The sequence below is a fragment of the Rhizorhabdus wittichii genome (assembly GCF_017607425.1).
Lineage (GTDB): Bacteria > Pseudomonadota > Alphaproteobacteria > Sphingomonadales > Sphingomonadaceae > Rhizorhabdus > Rhizorhabdus wittichii.
The window spans coordinates 5,030,371-5,045,295 of sequence record NZ_CP059319.1; the positions used below are offsets into that span (position 1 = coordinate 5,030,371).

At 69.5% G+C, this 14,925-nt stretch carries 12 protein-coding genes; 3 read left to right on the plus strand and 9 right to left on the minus strand.

Going from position 1 to position 14,925, the window contains the following annotated elements:
- The first annotated feature begins 183 nt into the window (after positions 1-183).
- Entirely contained in the window at positions 184-489 is a 306-nt protein-coding gene (locus tag HRJ34_RS24110; protein WP_011952682.1) for a DUF1330 domain-containing protein, read from the plus strand.
- On the opposite strand, the gene HRJ34_RS24115 is transcribed toward HRJ34_RS24110, so the two are convergent.
- Both HRJ34_RS24115 and HRJ34_RS24120 read right to left on the minus strand, forming a co-directional pair.
- A complete protein-coding gene (locus HRJ34_RS24115; RefSeq protein WP_208632669.1) occupies positions 480-800 on the minus strand; it encodes a 2Fe-2S iron-sulfur cluster-binding protein in 321 nt (106 codons plus the stop codon). The genes HRJ34_RS24110 and HRJ34_RS24115 overlap by 10 nt on opposite strands.
- Positions 801-843: 43 nt before the next feature.
- A complete protein-coding gene (locus HRJ34_RS24120; RefSeq protein WP_226948920.1) occupies positions 844-2,097 on the minus strand; it encodes an acyl-CoA dehydrogenase family protein in 1,254 nt (417 codons plus the stop codon).
- A 167-nt stretch (positions 2,098-2,264) separates the two neighbouring features.
- On the opposite strand from HRJ34_RS24120, the gene HRJ34_RS24125 reads away from it, so the two are divergent.
- On the plus strand, positions 2,265-3,923 hold the full coding sequence (locus HRJ34_RS24125) for an AMP-binding protein (protein ID WP_226948921.1): 1,659 nt from the start codon (positions 2,265-2,267) through the stop codon (positions 3,921-3,923).
- Complete coding sequence (locus HRJ34_RS24130) at positions 3,920-4,714, plus strand: enoyl-CoA hydratase/isomerase family protein (protein ID WP_016745889.1); 795 nt, start codon at positions 3,920-3,922, stop codon at positions 4,712-4,714. The genes HRJ34_RS24125 and HRJ34_RS24130 overlap by 4 nt, the downstream gene beginning before the upstream one ends.
- On the opposite strand, the gene HRJ34_RS24135 is transcribed toward HRJ34_RS24130, so the two are convergent.
- The 7 genes from HRJ34_RS24135 to HRJ34_RS24165 all read right to left on the minus strand — a co-directional run bounded on the left by HRJ34_RS24135 (position 4,711) and on the right by HRJ34_RS24165 (position 14,909).
- Positions 4,711-6,405: an FAD-binding protein gene (locus HRJ34_RS24135; RefSeq protein WP_208632671.1), complete on the minus strand. Its 1,695-nt coding sequence runs from the start codon at positions 6,403-6,405 to the stop codon at positions 4,711-4,713. The two genes, HRJ34_RS24130 and HRJ34_RS24135, sit on opposite strands and share 4 nt — an antisense overlap.
- Entirely contained in the window at positions 6,402-7,661 is a 1,260-nt protein-coding gene (locus HRJ34_RS24140) for an acetyl-CoA hydrolase/transferase family protein (RefSeq protein WP_226948922.1), read from the minus strand. Before HRJ34_RS24140 ends, HRJ34_RS24135 begins: the two co-directional genes overlap by 4 nt.
- Positions 7,662-7,665: 4 nt before the next feature.
- On the minus strand, positions 7,666-8,463 hold the full coding sequence (locus tag HRJ34_RS24145) for an SDR family NAD(P)-dependent oxidoreductase (RefSeq protein ID WP_208632673.1): 798 nt from the start codon (positions 8,461-8,463) through the stop codon (positions 7,666-7,668).
- On the minus strand, positions 8,460-9,626 hold the full coding sequence (locus HRJ34_RS24150) for an acyl-CoA dehydrogenase family protein (protein ID WP_016745893.1): 1,167 nt from the start codon (positions 9,624-9,626) through the stop codon (positions 8,460-8,462). Before HRJ34_RS24150 ends, HRJ34_RS24145 begins: the two co-directional genes overlap by 4 nt.
- 126 nt (positions 9,627-9,752) lie before the next feature.
- On the minus strand, positions 9,753-10,898 hold the full coding sequence (locus HRJ34_RS24155) for a thiolase C-terminal domain-containing protein (RefSeq protein WP_208632674.1): 1,146 nt from the start codon (positions 10,896-10,898) through the stop codon (positions 9,753-9,755).
- A gap of 31 nt (positions 10,899-10,929) precedes the next feature.
- Positions 10,930-14,445, minus strand: a complete 3,516-nt coding sequence (locus HRJ34_RS24160) for an indolepyruvate ferredoxin oxidoreductase family protein (RefSeq protein ID WP_208632675.1) — start codon at positions 14,443-14,445, stop codon at positions 10,930-10,932.
- Complete coding sequence (locus HRJ34_RS24165) at positions 14,442-14,909, minus strand: Zn-ribbon domain-containing OB-fold protein (RefSeq protein ID WP_041379179.1); 468 nt, start codon at positions 14,907-14,909, stop codon at positions 14,442-14,444. Before HRJ34_RS24165 ends, HRJ34_RS24160 begins: the two co-directional genes overlap by 4 nt.
- Positions 14,910-14,925: the final 16 nt, after the last annotated feature.

Here is a 14,925-nt window from a genome sequence, read left to right on the forward strand (position 1 = left end):
CCCATTGGATCGTCGCGACGGATGTCCCTCCCTGCCGGCGGATGCCTCGATCGGACCCTGCCGGCGGTTCGGAGCATCGCGCATTTCGGCCGGGATTGCGAGGCGGGCGGCGCCTTTCGGGGCGATACGCGAGTACATTGTGAAGCCCCGCGCTGCTAATCGGCCGTCGAAAGATGGTGGATCATGGCAGCATATATCGTCGGCAAGCTGAACGTCGCGAACTGGGACTGGTATCGCGAATATAGGAAGGTGACCGAGGCGCTCGTCGCCGAGCATGGCGGGCGCTATCTCGTCAAGGGCGGCGAGAGCGAGAGCTTCGAAGGCGCCGGCCCCGCCCCCGACGCGGTCGTGCTGATCGAGTTCCCCGACATGCGATCGGCGCGGGCCTGGTATCGCGATCCGCGCTATGCCGGCATGATCGAACTGCGCCGCCGCAGCGGCGTCGCCACCGAGCTGCTGGTCGCCGACGGAGTGCCGCCTCAGCCCTGACGGGCCGGCAGCCGCACCACCAGGCCGTCGAGCGCGTCGGAGACGCGGATCTGGCACGACAGGCGTGAAGTGCCGCTCGGCTCCTCGACGCAGTCGAGCATCGCCTGCTCCATGTCGTCCGCCGCGCCGGTCGCCTGAGCCCAGGCGGCGTCGACATGGACATGGCAGGTCGCGCAGGAGCCGGAGCCGCCGCAATCGGCGTCGATGCCCGGCACCATATGGTTGCGCGCCGCCTCCATCACCGAATGCAGGCCGCGCGCGTCGACGACATATTCGGCGCCGTCGGGCGCGACGAAGGTGATCATCGGCATGGGAGGGCCGGTCCTATCGATGGAGCCGCCGGAATCGTCGCCGTCATTTGCGCAGCTTCAGCATGTTGCAGATATTGTTCTTCTGGATCGCGGAGGAGCCGCCGAGGATCGGCATGACCAGGATGTCGCGGACGTGCCGCTCCATGTCGAACTCCTTGATATAGCCATAGGCGCCGAGCACCTGCTGGCAGGCGAGGACGATCTCCTGCGCCGTCTGGCACACGAACAGCTTCGCCATCGACGTCTCCAGCGAGGCGTCCTCGGCCCGGTCGAGCGCGTCGGCCGCCTGGTAGGTGACCGCCCGGCAGGCGTGCAGCTTGGTCCTCGCCTCCGCCAGCATGTGGCGAACCGACTGGAAGGCGGAGATCGGCTTGCCGAACTGGACGCGCTCCTGGGCATAGGCCCAGGCTTCCTCGACCGCGGCGGAGGCGATGCCCAGCGCCATCGCGGCGACCTCCATCTTCTCGATGTCGAGCCCGGGGCCGACGAGCATCGCCCAGGCATTGTTGAACCCGGCCTCCTCGCCGACCACGTTGGCGAGCGGCACCGACACGTCGGCGAAGGTGACGTCGTAGGTGCCGGTCCCCTTGAGGCCGAGCGCGTCCTGCGCCTCAAAGGTGATGCCGTCCGCGTCCGACGGGATCAGCACGAGCGTCAGGTTGCGGTGGCGATCCTCCCGGGGGCCGGTTCGGACGAGCGTGTAGATGTAGCTGGCGATCGTCGCGCCCGAGCAGAAGCGCTTCGATCCGTTGACGATCAGGCGATCGCCCTCGACCCGGCCGGTGGTCCGCACCGAGGCGACGTCGGCGCCGACGTCGGGCTCGCTGATCCCATAGGCGAAGATCATCCCCTCCTCGACGACGCGGGGGAGCAGCTCGGCCTTCTGGCGCTCGCTGCCGACCTCGGCGAGGTTGAGGCCGGCATAGCAGGCCGACTGGATATAGGGCCCGCCGACCGCCATGCTGCGGCCGCAGAGCAGTTCGATCGCCATGATCGTCGCGCGCACGTCGCGTCCGCCGCCGCCATATTCCTCGGGCACGGTCAGCCCCATCAGCCCCAGCGCCGCGAGCTTGGCATGCACCTCGCGCGGGAAATGATTGTCGCGGTCCCATTTCCGCACGAGGTCGAGCGGCATCTCCTTCTCGATGAAACGCAGCAGCGTCTCTCGAAGCATCTGGATATGCTCGGCCTCGTGGAAGTTGGTCATGTCGATCCTGTGCGAAAGGGGATCGGGCGCGGCTCCTTCCCGGCGGCGGCGCCCGAGGTTCGCCGCCGGTCTACCGGCCGGTTCGTTCATTTATAACTCGCATACCGGGCAGTCGGGGCGGCGGCCGGATCGGAGGGAAAACGAGTTTAAGGTGAGCGCGCCGCCGCGTTACCCCGGCCGGGAAATCAGCGGCGCGGCGCGATCCGTCCTCCAGAGAACAAAGCTATCCGATGTCCGAGGCCCGGCCAGAAACCAGCGTGAACGACCGGGACCCTCTCCTGTCCGAACGGATCGCGCCCGAGCGGGAACGGGCGCAGTGCCGCGTCGCGGTTGGCCTGGGCGACGCCCTGGCCGGCGCGGCGCGGCAATGGGGGGAGCGCGAGGCGCTGGTCTACCGGCACCAGCCGGCGGTGGCCGACGTCGCCTGGAGCTATGCCGAGCTCGACGCGACGGCCGACCGCCTCGCGGCGTCGCTGGTCGCGCAGGGCTATCGGCCGGGCGAGCGGATCGCGATCTGGGGGCCGAACCATCCCGAATGGATCCTACTCGAATATGCGATCGCCAAGGCCGGGCTCGTCCTCGTCGCGCTGAACCCGCTCTACCGGCCGGGCGAGCTGGCTTTCGCGCTCGGCGATTCGAACGCCGCCGCGATCTTCCATGCCGACCTGATCGGCGGCGCGCCGGCCGCTACGATCGTCGCGGAGGCGCGCCCGGACGTGCCCGCGCTGCGCGGGGTCCATGCCTTCTCCAGCATCTGGACGGCGCTGCTGCCGGCCGCGCCCGATCGCCTGCCGCGCGTCGAGGTCGATCCGGGCGAGGCGCTGATGATCCAATATACGTCGGGGACGACCGGCGTGCCGAAGGCGGTCCGCCTCTCGCACGCGGCGATCGCGACGACCGCGCGCAATTCCTATCGGCGCTGGGGGCTGGGGGAGGGCGACCGGGTCTGCGTCGGCTTCCCGCTGTTCCATGTCGGCGGCTCGGGCAATTCGGTGCCGGGCGCGTGCCTCAACGGCGCGACGCTGCTGCCGCTCCACATCTTCAAGCCGGGGATCGCGCTCGACATCCTCGAACAGGAGCGCTGCACCGCCTTCATCGGCGTGCCGACGATGCTGATCGCGATGCTCGACGATCCCTCGATCGCGGGGCGGCGCCTCGACGCGCTGGCGACGATCATCGTCGGCGGCGCGCCGGTGACCAGGGACCTGCTCGCCCGCTGCCGCGCCACCTTCGGCGCCGACGTGATCAACTGCTACGGGCAGACCGAGACCTGCGGCGTGACGACGACGACGATCCTCGGCGACGGCGTCGACAAGAAGACGCGGACCAGCGGCACTCCGCTGGTCGGGGTGAGCGTGTCGATCCGCGACGGCGACGGCCGGCCGGTCCCGCGCAACGCGATCGGCCAGCTCTTCTACAGCGGTCCCGGCGCGATGACGGGCTATGGCAGCCGGCCAGGCGTCGAGGACAAAAGCGGCTGGGTCGCTTCGGGCGACCTCGCGACGATGGACGACGACGGTTATGTCGCGATCGTCGGCCGCGCGAAGGAGATGATCATCCGCGGCGGCGAGAATCTCTCGCCGGTCGAGATCGAGACCTACATGAAGGAGCATGACGCGATCGGCGACGTCGCCGTCGTCGGCGTGCCCGACCCGAAATATGGCGAGGTGGTCTGCGCCGTCGTGCGCCTGCGGCCCGGCCATGCCGTCTCGGGCGCGGCGATCCGCGACTGGTGCGCCGCCCGCATCTCGCGCTGGAAGGTCCCGCATTATGTCGAGTTCGTCGACGAATTCCCGCTGACCCCGTCCGGCAAGATCCAGAAATTCCGGCTTCGGAAAGACATGTCCGAACGATTGGGCCTCGTCGAGGACCCGCCGCTCGGAGCGACCCCCAGCATCGAGGATGCCCGCACATGAATTATGACAGCTACAAGGAACTGGCGATCGCGCAGGACGGCAACATCCTGACGATCACGGTCAACCGGCCCGAAGCGAAGAACGCGATCAACCAGGGGCTGCACGAGGAATTCTCGCGCATCTTCGACGATGTCGACCGCGACGACAGCGTCGACGTGGTGATCCTGTCGGGCTCGGGCGGGGCGTTCTGCGCGGGCGGCGACCTCAAATGGCTGTTGTCGCTGCATGGCGACGCGGCCGCGACCAGCGCCGGCATCCGTCGCGACCGCAAGATCCAGAATTCGCTGCTCGACCTCGAAAAGCCGATCATCGCGAAGGTCGACGGCCCGGCGATCGGGCTGGGCTGCTCGCTCGCGCTCTATTGCGACTTCGTCTACGCGAGCGAGGGCTCGGTGTTCGCCGATCCGCACGTCTCGATCGGCCTCGTCGCGGGCGACGGCGGCGCGGTGATGTGGCCGCAGCTCATCGGCTATGCGCGGGCGCGGCGCTACCTGCTGACCGGGGATGCGATTCCGGCGGCCGAGGCTGCGGAGATCGGCCTGATCACCGCGGCGGTCGCGGCCGAGGAGCTCGACGAGACGGTCGCGAAGATGGCGCGGCGGCTGGCGCGGGGCGCGACCCATTCGATCAAGTGGACCAAGGCCTCGATCAACGCCGGCCTGCGCGTCACCGCCAATGCGATCATCGACCGCGCCGCCGCGTTCGAGAACGTCACGCAGCTCCTCGACGACCACCGCATCGCGCTCGAGGCCTTCGCGGAAAAGCGGAAGCCGGTCTTCACCGGGCGCTAGGGGCGAGCCTGCGCGGCGAGGTCGTTGGCGGCGATATAGGCGAACACGGTGGCGGGGCCCAGCGTCCCGCCCGCGCCCGGATAGCAGTTGCCGAAGGGTGAGCCGGCGCAATTCCCGATCGCATGCAGGCCGGGGATCGGCGCGCCGGTCGTGGCGAGGACGCGAGCGCGGGGATCGGTCTTCAGCCCGCCCTTGCTGCCCAGGTCGCCCAGGTCGATCCGCACCGCATAGAAGGGCGGCGTCTCGATCGGCGCCATGCAGGGATTGGGGCCGACGTCCTTCTTCCCGAAGAACAGGTCGAAGCGGTTCTCGCCCCGCCCGAATTCCTCGTCCTTGCCCGCCCGCGCGAAGCCGTTCATCCGGCGGACCGACGCGATCAGCGTCGCGGCGGGCACGTCCATCTTCGCGGCGAGCGCGCCGAGGCTGCCGGCCCGGAAGACATGGCTGTCCCACCATTCGTGCGGGATGCGGCGATCGGGCATGACGAAATCGGGCAGGATCGGCCCGCACGGATAGGCGCGGCGGAAGCTGGCGTCGAATATCATCCAGCAGGGGATGTTCGCGCCGGTCCGCCGGTGATCGGCGATCATCGCCTGGCCGAATTCGTCATAGGAGCAGCTTTCGTTGACGAAGCGCTGCCCGAGCCGGTTCACGCACAGGCTGTGCGGATGCCGGTGGTCGAAGAACATCGGCACGGCGAGGTCGATGTTCGGCTCGGTCCGCGACGGGAGCTGCATGCTCGGCGCCCACCAGTTGGCGTCGAGCGATTCGGTGGCCGCGCCCGCCGCGATGCCGCTGATCAGCGGGTCCCCGATGTTGAGGCCGCTGGGGGTGAGGCTCCAGTTGCGGTTCGTCGCCACCGGCAGCAGTTCGTTGCGGAGCTTCTGGTTCTGCTCGAACCCGCCGGCGGCGAGGATGACGCCGGCCCGCGCCGTGAAGCGCCGCGCCGCGCCGCCCGATACCGCATCGACGCCGGTCACCCGGCCGTCCTCGACGCGAAGCCCGGCCAGGCCGCAGTCGAGCAGCAGCGGGATGTTCCGCTCCAGCATCGCCTTGCGCAGCCCGCCAACCAGCGCCCGGCCCATCGTCAGCCGCCGGTCGCGCGGCGTCTTCCGGCGCCAGGGCAGGTCGAGCCAGTATTTGAGCAGCATGCGCGCGGCGGTCCACTGCCATCCGAACGCGCGTTCCGACAGGGTGAAGGACTGCTGGAGGTTGAGCGCGTAGCGCCCGAACAGCTTGTATCCGTTGGGCGAATCCCGCAGCCGGTGGAATTCCTCCCCCAGCGCGGCGCCGTCGAGCTCTGGCGGGAAGAGCGACCGCCCGGTGGAGGCGCCCGGCGCCCGCGCGATATAGTCGGGAAAGCCGGGGATCGAGACCATCGGCACGCCGATCGACGCCAGATAGCCGATCATCGCCCCGCCATGGTCGACATAGGCGGCGAGCTTGTCGTCGCGATAGTCGCCCTTGCACACGGCGCGGAGATAGGTGAGCGCCTGCTCGCGGCTGTCCGGCTCGACGCCGATGCCGTGGTCGGGGATCCAGATGCCGCCGCCCGAGGTGGCCGACGTCCCGCCGTATCGCGACGATTTCTCGATCACCAGGGGGCGCAGGCCCAGGTCGTGGAGGCGCACCGCCGCGAGCATCCCGCCCGCGCCGGCGCCGCAGACGACGACGTCGAAATCCTGGTTCATCGCATCGCTCTCCCCTCGGCTTCCAGCGCATCGCGGAACTGCGGCGCGGCTATGTCGATCAGCGCCCGTGCCCTGGCCTCGACCGATCCGTGGGACAGGTCGGCGACGCCATGTTCGGTCACGACATAGTGCATGTCGGTGCGGCACAATGTCGTCGGACCGGACAGGCGCGGCACGATGCTGGATCGCTGCCCGTCCGGGCTGGTCGACGGCAGGCAGATCAGCGCGCGGCCGCCGTGCGACCGCCGCGCCCCGCGGACGAAGTCGACCAGGCCGCCGCTGCCGCTGACCTGCCGTCCGCCGGCGGTCTCGGCGTTCGCCTGGCCGAACAGGTCGACCTCGATCGCGGAATTGATCGCGACCAGGCCGTCGAGCGATCCGAGGACCGCGATGTCGTGGGTGTGGGAGACCGGCCGGAACGCCCAGGCGGCATGGCCGGCGATCCAGTCGTAGAAGCACTGGTCGCCGATCGCCGCCCCGGTCACATGCATGGCGCGATCGATCGTCTTGCGCCGGCCGTTGATCGCGCCGCTTTCGATCAGCGGCCGCACGACCGGGGTGACGAGGCCGCCGTGCAGGCCGAGGTCGTTCCTGTCGCCGAGCGCGCGGACGACCTGCTGGGGGATGCGGCCGACGCCGAACTGGATGCAGTCGCCGTCGCGGACCAGCGCCGCCGCGTTCCGCGCGATCCGCTCGGCCGTCGGATCGGGCGCGGGCGGTTCGAAGGCGGGCAGGGGGTAGTCGGCCGCGACGACATGGTCGAGCCGGTCGAGCGGGACCTTGGGTCCGTTCGCGATCGCGGGCATCGCGGCGTTGATCTCGGCGATCACCAGCCCGCAGCGGTCGAGGATGTCGGGCACGAAATCGGCGCAGAGGCCGGTGCCGCACAGGCCGGCGGCGTCGGGCGGGCTGAGCTGGATCAGCGCGACGTCGACGCCGGCTCCCGCGATGCGGTCGGCGATGTCGCTGTAATGGCTGGGGACGAAGGCGATGCCGCCGGCCCCGAACGACCGGCGCAGCTCGCGATAGTCGAAGAAGGTGGTGAAGCGGCTTCCCTCCGCCTCGGGCCCGATCGGGAAGCCGTTCACGCCCGGGGTCAGCGGCGAGACGAAATGGACGTCGCGCAGCGCGGCGCCGGCGTCGGCCAGCGCCCTCATCAGCGACAGCGGCTGGCCGATGCTACCCTGCACGAAGACGGTCATGCCGGGCCGGATCAGGCGGATCGCGGCGTCGGCGTCGATCGTCCGCCCCGGCATTGGGCTAGAGGCTGTAGCCGCCATCGAGCGTCAGCGTCTGGCCGGTCACGAAGCGGGCTCGGTGCGAGGCGAAGAACAGCACCGCCTCCGCCACCTCGTCGGCGGTGCCGAGCCGCTTCAGCGCCGAATTGCGTCTGGCCGCCTCGATATAGGCATCGTCATAGGCGACGCCGATCAGCTTGCGGAACAGCCCCGCGTCGATCAGCCCCAGTGCGACGGTGTTGGCGCGGATGCCGTTGCGGCCCTCCTCCCGCGCGATGCCGGTCATCAGCGCGTCGTTCGCCGCCTTGGGGATGACCGACAGCGCGTCCTTCGCCGGCCAGCGGAACAGGCCGGTCGTGCTCAGCGTGACGAAGCTGCCGCCCTTCGCGCGCATGTGCGGCAGCAGCGCGTGGACGGCGGCGAACCAGCCGTCGACGTCGGCGCGCATCACCCGGCCGAACTCGTCGGGGCCGATGTCGCCGATATACTTCATCGCGATATGCGATCCGGTGGCGTTGACCACGGTGTGGATGCGCCCGTGCCGCGCGACGATGCCGGCGCAGGCGCGGGCGACGTCCGCCGGGTCGGCCATGTCCAGCGCATGGGCAGCGGCATTTCGCCCGTGGCGCTCGACGGCGGAGACCACTTCGTCGGCGGTCGCCGGGTTGCTGCGGTAGGTCAGCGCGACGTCGGTTCCGGCCGCCGCAAGCTTCTCGCAGATCGCCCGTCCGATCCCGCCGCTGCCGCCGATGACCAGCGCGATGCCGTCCGCATCCGGGAAGTCCGGGGATGGCACGCCATGCGTCTCGGCCGCCGTCACAGCTTCCTCGCGATGATCTCTTTCATGATCTCGTTCGTGCCGCCGTAGATCATCTGCGCCCGCGCGTCGGTCCAGGCTCGCGCGACCGGATATTCGAGCATGTAGCCATAGCCGCCGTGGAACTGGACGCATTCGTCGAGCACCCGGTTCTGCAGTTCGGTGCACCACCATTTGGCCATGGCGGACGCCTCGGCATCGAGCTTCCCGTCGCAGGCCAGCTCGATGCACTTGTCGATGTAGACGCGCGCGATCTGGGTCTTGGTCTTGCACTCGGCGAGCTTGAAGCGGGTGTTCTGGAAATCGATCAGGCTCTTGCCGAACATGTTGCGCGACTTGACGTAGTCGACGGTGGTCTCGAGCGCGACCTCGCATCCCGCGACGGCGCGGATCGCGATCATCAGCCGCTCCCAGGCGAGTTCCTGCATCAGGTAATGCAGCCCTTCCCCCTGGCGGCCGAGCAGGTTGCCCTTGGGGACATGGACGTCGTCGAAGAACAGCTCGGCGGCGTCCTGTGCCTTCTGCCCGACCTTGTCGAGGGGCATGCTCTTGCTGACGCCGGCGCGATCGGCCTCGACCAGGAACAGTGACAGGCCGGTGGTGCCGTCGTCCTGTTCGGTCTTGGCTGCGACGATGATCAGGTCGGTGATGTAGCCGTTGGTGATGAAGGTCTTCGCGCCGTTGAGGATGTAATGATCCCCGAAGGCCATGGCGCGGGTCGAGATCGCCCGCAGGTCGGAGCCGCCGCGCGGTTCGGTCATGGCGAGCGATCCGATCACCTCGCCCCGCGCCATGCGCGGCAGCCAGGCGGCCTTCTGCTCCTCGGTGCCGAAGCGCTCGATATAGCCGGCGACGATCTCGGAATGCATGACGAAGCCGGGGCCGGCGGCATTGGCGCGCTGCTGCTCCTCGATCAGCACGGTGCTGTACTTCCGGTCGGCGCCCGCGCCGCCATATTGTTCGGGGATCGTCACGCAGAGCAGGCCCAGCTTGCCCGCCTCCAGCCAGACCTCGCGATCGGGGTGGCATTGACTGTTCCACTTATCCAGGTTCGGGATGACCGCTTCCTGCATGAATTTGCGGACGGTCGTTCGGAACATGACATGTTCGCTCGAAAAGAGCGTCCGTCTCACCGGCAGGAACAGCGCGTCGCTCACCAAATCCATCTCCTGTTCCGGGCAGGCCGCGGCATCGGTTCGCCGGTCCTTCGCCGAGGTGTCGGGAAGGGGCGTACCGCGTAAGGCGGCTCAATATTAACTCGTTTTCCCTTGCTTCCCGTCGGCCCGGCCATCCTAGCTCCGCAGCACCAGCGCGCCGTTGGGGGTCGTGTCGCACGATGTCAGCAGGCAGGTCCGCGCCCCGTCGATCTGGGTCAGCGCCGTCCCGCGCAGCTGCTTCACCGCCTCGATGGCGAGGTTCATGCCGTGGAGATAGACCTCGGCGAGGCTGCCGCCCGAGGTGTTGACCGGCAGGCGGCCGCCGGGGCGCAGATGACCCTCGGCCACGAACGCCCCGGCCTCGCCCCGGCCGCAGAAGCCATAGGCCTCCAGCGAGAAGAGGACGAGCGGCGAGAAGGCGTCATAGAGCTGGGCGACGGCGATGTCCGCGGCCTGGATGTCCGATTGCCGCCACAGGTTGGCGGCGCATGTCCAGGACGAGCTGCGCAGCGGGTCGTCGGCATGATAGTCGGTCATCAGCTGGTGCTGCCGCTTCATGCCCTGCGAGAAGGCGTGGATGCGGACCGGCCTGCGCGCGCAGTCGGCGGCCCGGTCGCTGCCGACCAGCACCAGCGCGATCGCGCCGTCGCTTTCGAGGCAGTTGTCGAACAGGCAGAGCGGATCGGAGATCATCCGCGCGTCGAGATATTGCGCGAGCGACAGCGTCCGGCCGCCCATCAGCGCCTTGGGATTGCCGGCCGCATAGGCGCGCATCGACAGCGCCACCTCGGCGAGCTGCTCGCGCGTCAGCCCATGGTCGTGCATGTAGCGCCGGGTCAGCACCGCCACCTCGTCGACCGGACGAAGCAGCCCCTGCGGCCGCGACCATTTCCAATGGTCGGCGACCACTTCCTGCACGCCGGCCCAGAGCCGCTTCGATCGCGCGCCGCGCTTGCGCGAGCGCCAGACCACGCCGACCTTCGCGACCCCGGCCGCGATCGCCATCGCGAGGTGGCCGATCGCGCCGCAGCCCGCGCCGCCGCCGTGCGGCGACTGGGAGAGGTAATGGACCTCGCCCATGCCGACCGCGCGGGCGACCTCGAACTCGGGCGTCTCCTCATAGGTGTAGCAGGACAGGGCATCGACCTCGGACGGGTGGATGCCGGCATCGTCGAGCGCCGCCTTGATCGCCCGGCAGGCGAGCTGGAATTCGGACTCGGCCAGGTTCCTGGCGAACGGCGTTTCCCCGATCCCGACGATCGCGGTCTTGTCCTTCAGCATGGCGATGGCCTTCGCTCGTGATGACGAATGATCAGGCGGTTTCGAGCGCGCGCGGCGCGGCGGCGGGATCGAGCAGGCGTTGCCGCAGCTCCTCCAGCCGTGCCCGCGCCCGTTCGAGATGCTCGTCCTTGACGCTGTCGTAGCCGCGGATCAGCTCGGGATAGGAGGCGATCTCGACCGCGAGGTCGTAGGTCCCCGCGTCGAGATGGCGCAGCACCTCCTCGATCAGCCCTTCATAATGGACGATCAGCGCGCGCTCCTCCCTGCGGTGGGCGCTGCGGCCGAATGGGTCGAACGGCGTGCCGCGCAGGAATTTGAGCTTCGCGAGCAGCGCGTAGAGGCGCATCGTGCCGCGTCCGAAGGTCCGCTTCCGGTAGCGGCCGGTGCGCGGGTCGCGCTTCTGGAGCAGCGGCGGCGCCATGTGGAATTCGAGCCGCAGGTCGCCCTCGAACGCCTCCTCCAGCGCGCGCCGGAAGGCGCCGTCCGCATAGAGCCGGGCGACCTCATATTCGTCCTTGTAGGCCATCAGCTTGTGGAGATAGCGCGCCACCGCCTTGCTCAGCGCCGCCTGCCGCTCCGGGAAGCCGCCGTCGGCCGATCGGACGCGGGCGACCAGCGCGCGATAGCGGCGCGCATAGCCCGCGTCCTGATAGGCGGCCAGGTCCGCCGCGAGCCGCGCGACGAGATCGCCGAGTGCCTCCTCCTGCGGCGGAAGGGCCTCCCCCTCGCCACTGCCGACGCCGAACGCGCAGGCCTGGACGGCGGCGAGGTCCTCCGCGGCGATCCTGCCCCAGAGCAGCGCGGTCCGGTTCATCTCGACGCTGACGCCGTTGAGGTCGATCGCGCGCAGCACGCTGTCGATCCCGACCGGCATCCAGCCCTTCTGGATCGCATAGCCGACCAGGAAGAGGTTGGTGGCGATCTCGTTGCCCATCAGCGCGTCGGCGAGCCTGCCGGCATCGACGAAGGCGGCGTTCATATCATCACCCAGGCTCGCGCGGATCCGATCGACCATGGCGCCCGCATCGAGGTTGAGATCGGGATTGCTCGCGAAGGCCGAGGTCGGCGCCACCCGCGTGTTGACCACCGCACGGCTCCGCTCCGCCACCATCTTCGACGTCGCCTCCTGTCCCGCCGTCACGACGATGTCGCAACCGAGGACGAGGTCCGCCGTGACGATGCGCGTCGCGTGCAGGTCCTCGGGCCGCCGGGCGATGCGGACATGGCTGGTCACCGGGCCGTTGCGCTGGGCGAGCCCGGCGACGTCGAGCACCGAGCATCCCTTGCCTTCGAGGTGCGCCGCCATGCCCAGCAGCGCGCCGACGGTGACGACGCCCGCGCCGCCGATGCCGGTGACGAGCAGGCTGAACGGCGCGTCGAGCGGCGCGACCTTTGGTGTCGGCAAGCGCGCGGCCAGTTCGGCGGCGGCGGGGGGAAGCGCCGCCGCACCGCTGGAGCCGCGCCGGCGCGGTTTGGCGCCGTGGACGGTGACGAAGCTGGGGCAATAGCCCTTGGTGCAGGAGAAATCCTTGTTGCAGGCCGACTGGTTGATCCGCCGCTTGCGTCCGAAGCCGGTCTCGACCGGCTCGATGGCGATGCAGTTCGACTGCACCCCGCAATCGCCGCAGCCCTCGCAGACGCGCGGGTTGATGAAGATGCGGCGGTCGGGGTCCTCGGCCTTGCCGCGCTTGCGGCGGCGGCGCAGCTCGGTCGCGCAATATTGCTCGTAGACCAGGATCGAGACGCCCTCGACCTCCCTCAGCTCCTCCTGCACCGCCGCAAGGTCGTCGCGATGGTGGATGGTGACGCCCGGCGCGAAATCATGGCCGGCGCGATATTTGTCGATGTCGTCGCTGACCACCGCGATCCGGCGGACCCCCTCGGCATGGACCTGCCGGGTGAGGGCGTCGACGCGGACGCTGCCTTCGATGGCCTGTCCGCCGGTCATCGCGATCGCGTCGTTGACGAGGATCTTGTAGGTGATGTTGACCTTCGCCGCGACGGCGGCGCGGATCGCGAGCAGGCCCGAATGATAATAGGTGCCGTCGCCGAGATTCTGGAAGATGTGCTTCCGCTCGGTGAAGGGCGACAGGCCTATCCACGGCGCGCCCTCGCCGCCCATCTGGAACAGCGTCGGGGTGTTCCGCTCGGGCAGGAAGGTCGCCATGCCGTGGCAGCCGATGCCGCCGAAGGCGACGCTGCCCTGCGGCACCCGGGTCGAGCCGTTGTGCGGACACCCCGCGCAGAAACTCGGCAGGCGGACGAGGCCGGCGGCCTGTCCGGCGCCGGTCGCGGCCGGCGCGGACCGGGCGGCGGGGCCGGGACCGGCGCCGAGCCGCGCCAGGGTCGATCCGATCGCCGCCGCCAGCAGCGGGGCGTTGAGCTCGCCCACCGACGGGATCAGCGGCGATCCCGCCTCGTCGTTCTTCCCGATCAGGATCGGCGCGGACCGGTCGTTGACGAACAGGCCGGCGAGCTGCTGCTCGATGATCGGGCGCTTCTCCTCGACGACGAGGATGGTCCGATAGGCGCGTGCGAAATCGGCGATCAGGTCGGGTTCGAGCGGCCAGGGCATCGCCACCTTGAAGACGCCGACGCCATGCCTGCGACAGCCGTCGCGATCGAGGCCCAGCTCCTCCAGCGCCTGCATCACGTCGAGCCAGGCCTTGCCGCCGGTGACGATGCCGAGCAGGCCGTCCTCGGCGTGGATCACCGGATGGTTGAGCCGGTTCGCCTTGACGAAGGCCTGCACCGCCGGAAGGCGCCTCTGGTAATGCGACTGCTCGGCAAGGACGGGGTGGACGCCCCAGCGGGCGTTGCGGCCGGGCTGGCCCTGCGCCTCCGCCTCGGGCGGCAGGATCGGCGCCTCCACGGCGGATATGTCGACCGACGCCGAGCTTTCGATCGTGTCGGTCACGCACTTCATGCCGACCCAGCAGCCGGCATGGCGCGACAGCGCGATGCCGTGCAGGCCATAGTCGAGATAGTCCTGCACCGAGGCCGGATTGAAATAGGGGATGCCGTAATGGATGAAGCCGTGGTCGCTCTGGTGCGCGGTCGTCGACGACTTCGCGCCATGATCGTCCCCGGCGAGGACGAGCACCCCGCCATGCTTCGACGATCCCGAATAATTGCCGTGCTTGATCGCGTCGCCGGCGCGGTCGAGGCCGGGGCCCTTGCCGTACCACAGCGCGAACACCCCGTCGTAGCGCGCCTCGCCGAACAGGTCGGTCTGCTGCGATCCCCACACCGCCGTCGCGCCGAGCTCCTCGTTGAGGCCCGGCTGGAAGACGATGTGGTGCGCGTCGAGCTCCTTCTTCGCCGCTTTCAGCGCGGTGTCGTATCCGCCGAGCGGCGAGCCGGTATAGCCCGAGATGAAGCCGGCCGTGTTGCGGCCCTCGGCGAGGTCGCGGACCCGTTGCAGCATCGGTAGGCGGACCAGTGCCTGCGACCCCGACAGATAGACCCTGCCGGACGTCTTCCGGTAACGGTCGTCCAGCGCATAGTCGTGCAGCTCCGCGGCGGCGGGATCGGCGGGGGTGGTCACGTCGGAATCTCCCTTGGTCGCCCGGACGGGCGCGATGTCGCTTTCGGGCCGAGGCGCCAGAAGGGCAGGGCGCAGTCGTCGCCGACCGCCTTGAAGACCAGGTGGATCGGCCGGCCGATCGCGATCGCGTCGCCGTCCGGAAGATCGCCGTCCAGCATCCCGGCGATGCGGATCGCCGGGTCGCTGTCGAGCGCGCCGACGATCACGACATAGGGCAGCAGCGCCTCGAACGCCGGCAGCAGCGGCGGGCGAGGGGTGGCGAAGGACCAGATATGTCCCCCGCCCGGGTCCTCGTCCCAGCGGACCTCCTCCGACTGGCAGTGCGGGCACATCGGGCGCGGCGGGAAGCGCCGCGCGCCGCATTGGCCGCAGCCCTGCACGACCAGCCGGCCCTCGCGCGCCCGCGCCCAGAATTCGGCATCGAGCGGATCGTCGGTGGCCGGCAGGGGGATGCCCTGGATCATGGCGATTCCTCTCTGC

What these genes read in the sequence shown, in the direction of transcription:
- HRJ34_RS24140 (WP_226948922.1), bottom strand. Translation starts at nt 7,661, where the DNA reads ATGCCGGGGCGGACGATCGACGCCGACGCCGCGATCCGCCTGATCCGG.
- HRJ34_RS24110 (WP_011952682.1), top strand. Translation starts at nt 184, where the DNA reads ATGGCAGCATATATCGTCGGCAAGCTGAACGTCGCGAACTGGGACTGG.
- HRJ34_RS24150 (WP_016745893.1), bottom strand. Translation starts at nt 9,626, where the DNA reads ATGGATTTGGTGAGCGACGCGCTGTTCCTGCCGGTGAGACGGACGCTC.
- HRJ34_RS24135 (WP_208632671.1), bottom strand. Translation starts at nt 6,405, where the DNA reads ATGAACCAGGATTTCGACGTCGTCGTCTGCGGCGCCGGCGCGGGCGGG.
- HRJ34_RS24130 (WP_016745889.1), top strand. Translation starts at nt 3,920, where the DNA reads ATGAATTATGACAGCTACAAGGAACTGGCGATCGCGCAGGACGGCAAC.
- HRJ34_RS24115 (WP_208632669.1), bottom strand. Translation starts at nt 800, where the DNA reads ATGCCGATGATCACCTTCGTCGCGCCCGACGGCGCCGAATATGTCGTC.
- HRJ34_RS24155 (WP_208632674.1), bottom strand. Translation starts at nt 10,898, where the DNA reads ATGCTGAAGGACAAGACCGCGATCGTCGGGATCGGGGAAACGCCGTTC.
- HRJ34_RS24120 (WP_226948920.1), bottom strand. Translation starts at nt 2,097, where the DNA reads ATGAACGAACCGGCCGGTAGACCGGCGGCGAACCTCGGGCGCCGCCGC.
- HRJ34_RS24165 (WP_041379179.1), bottom strand. Translation starts at nt 14,909, where the DNA reads ATGATCCAGGGCATCCCCCTGCCGGCCACCGACGATCCGCTCGATGCC.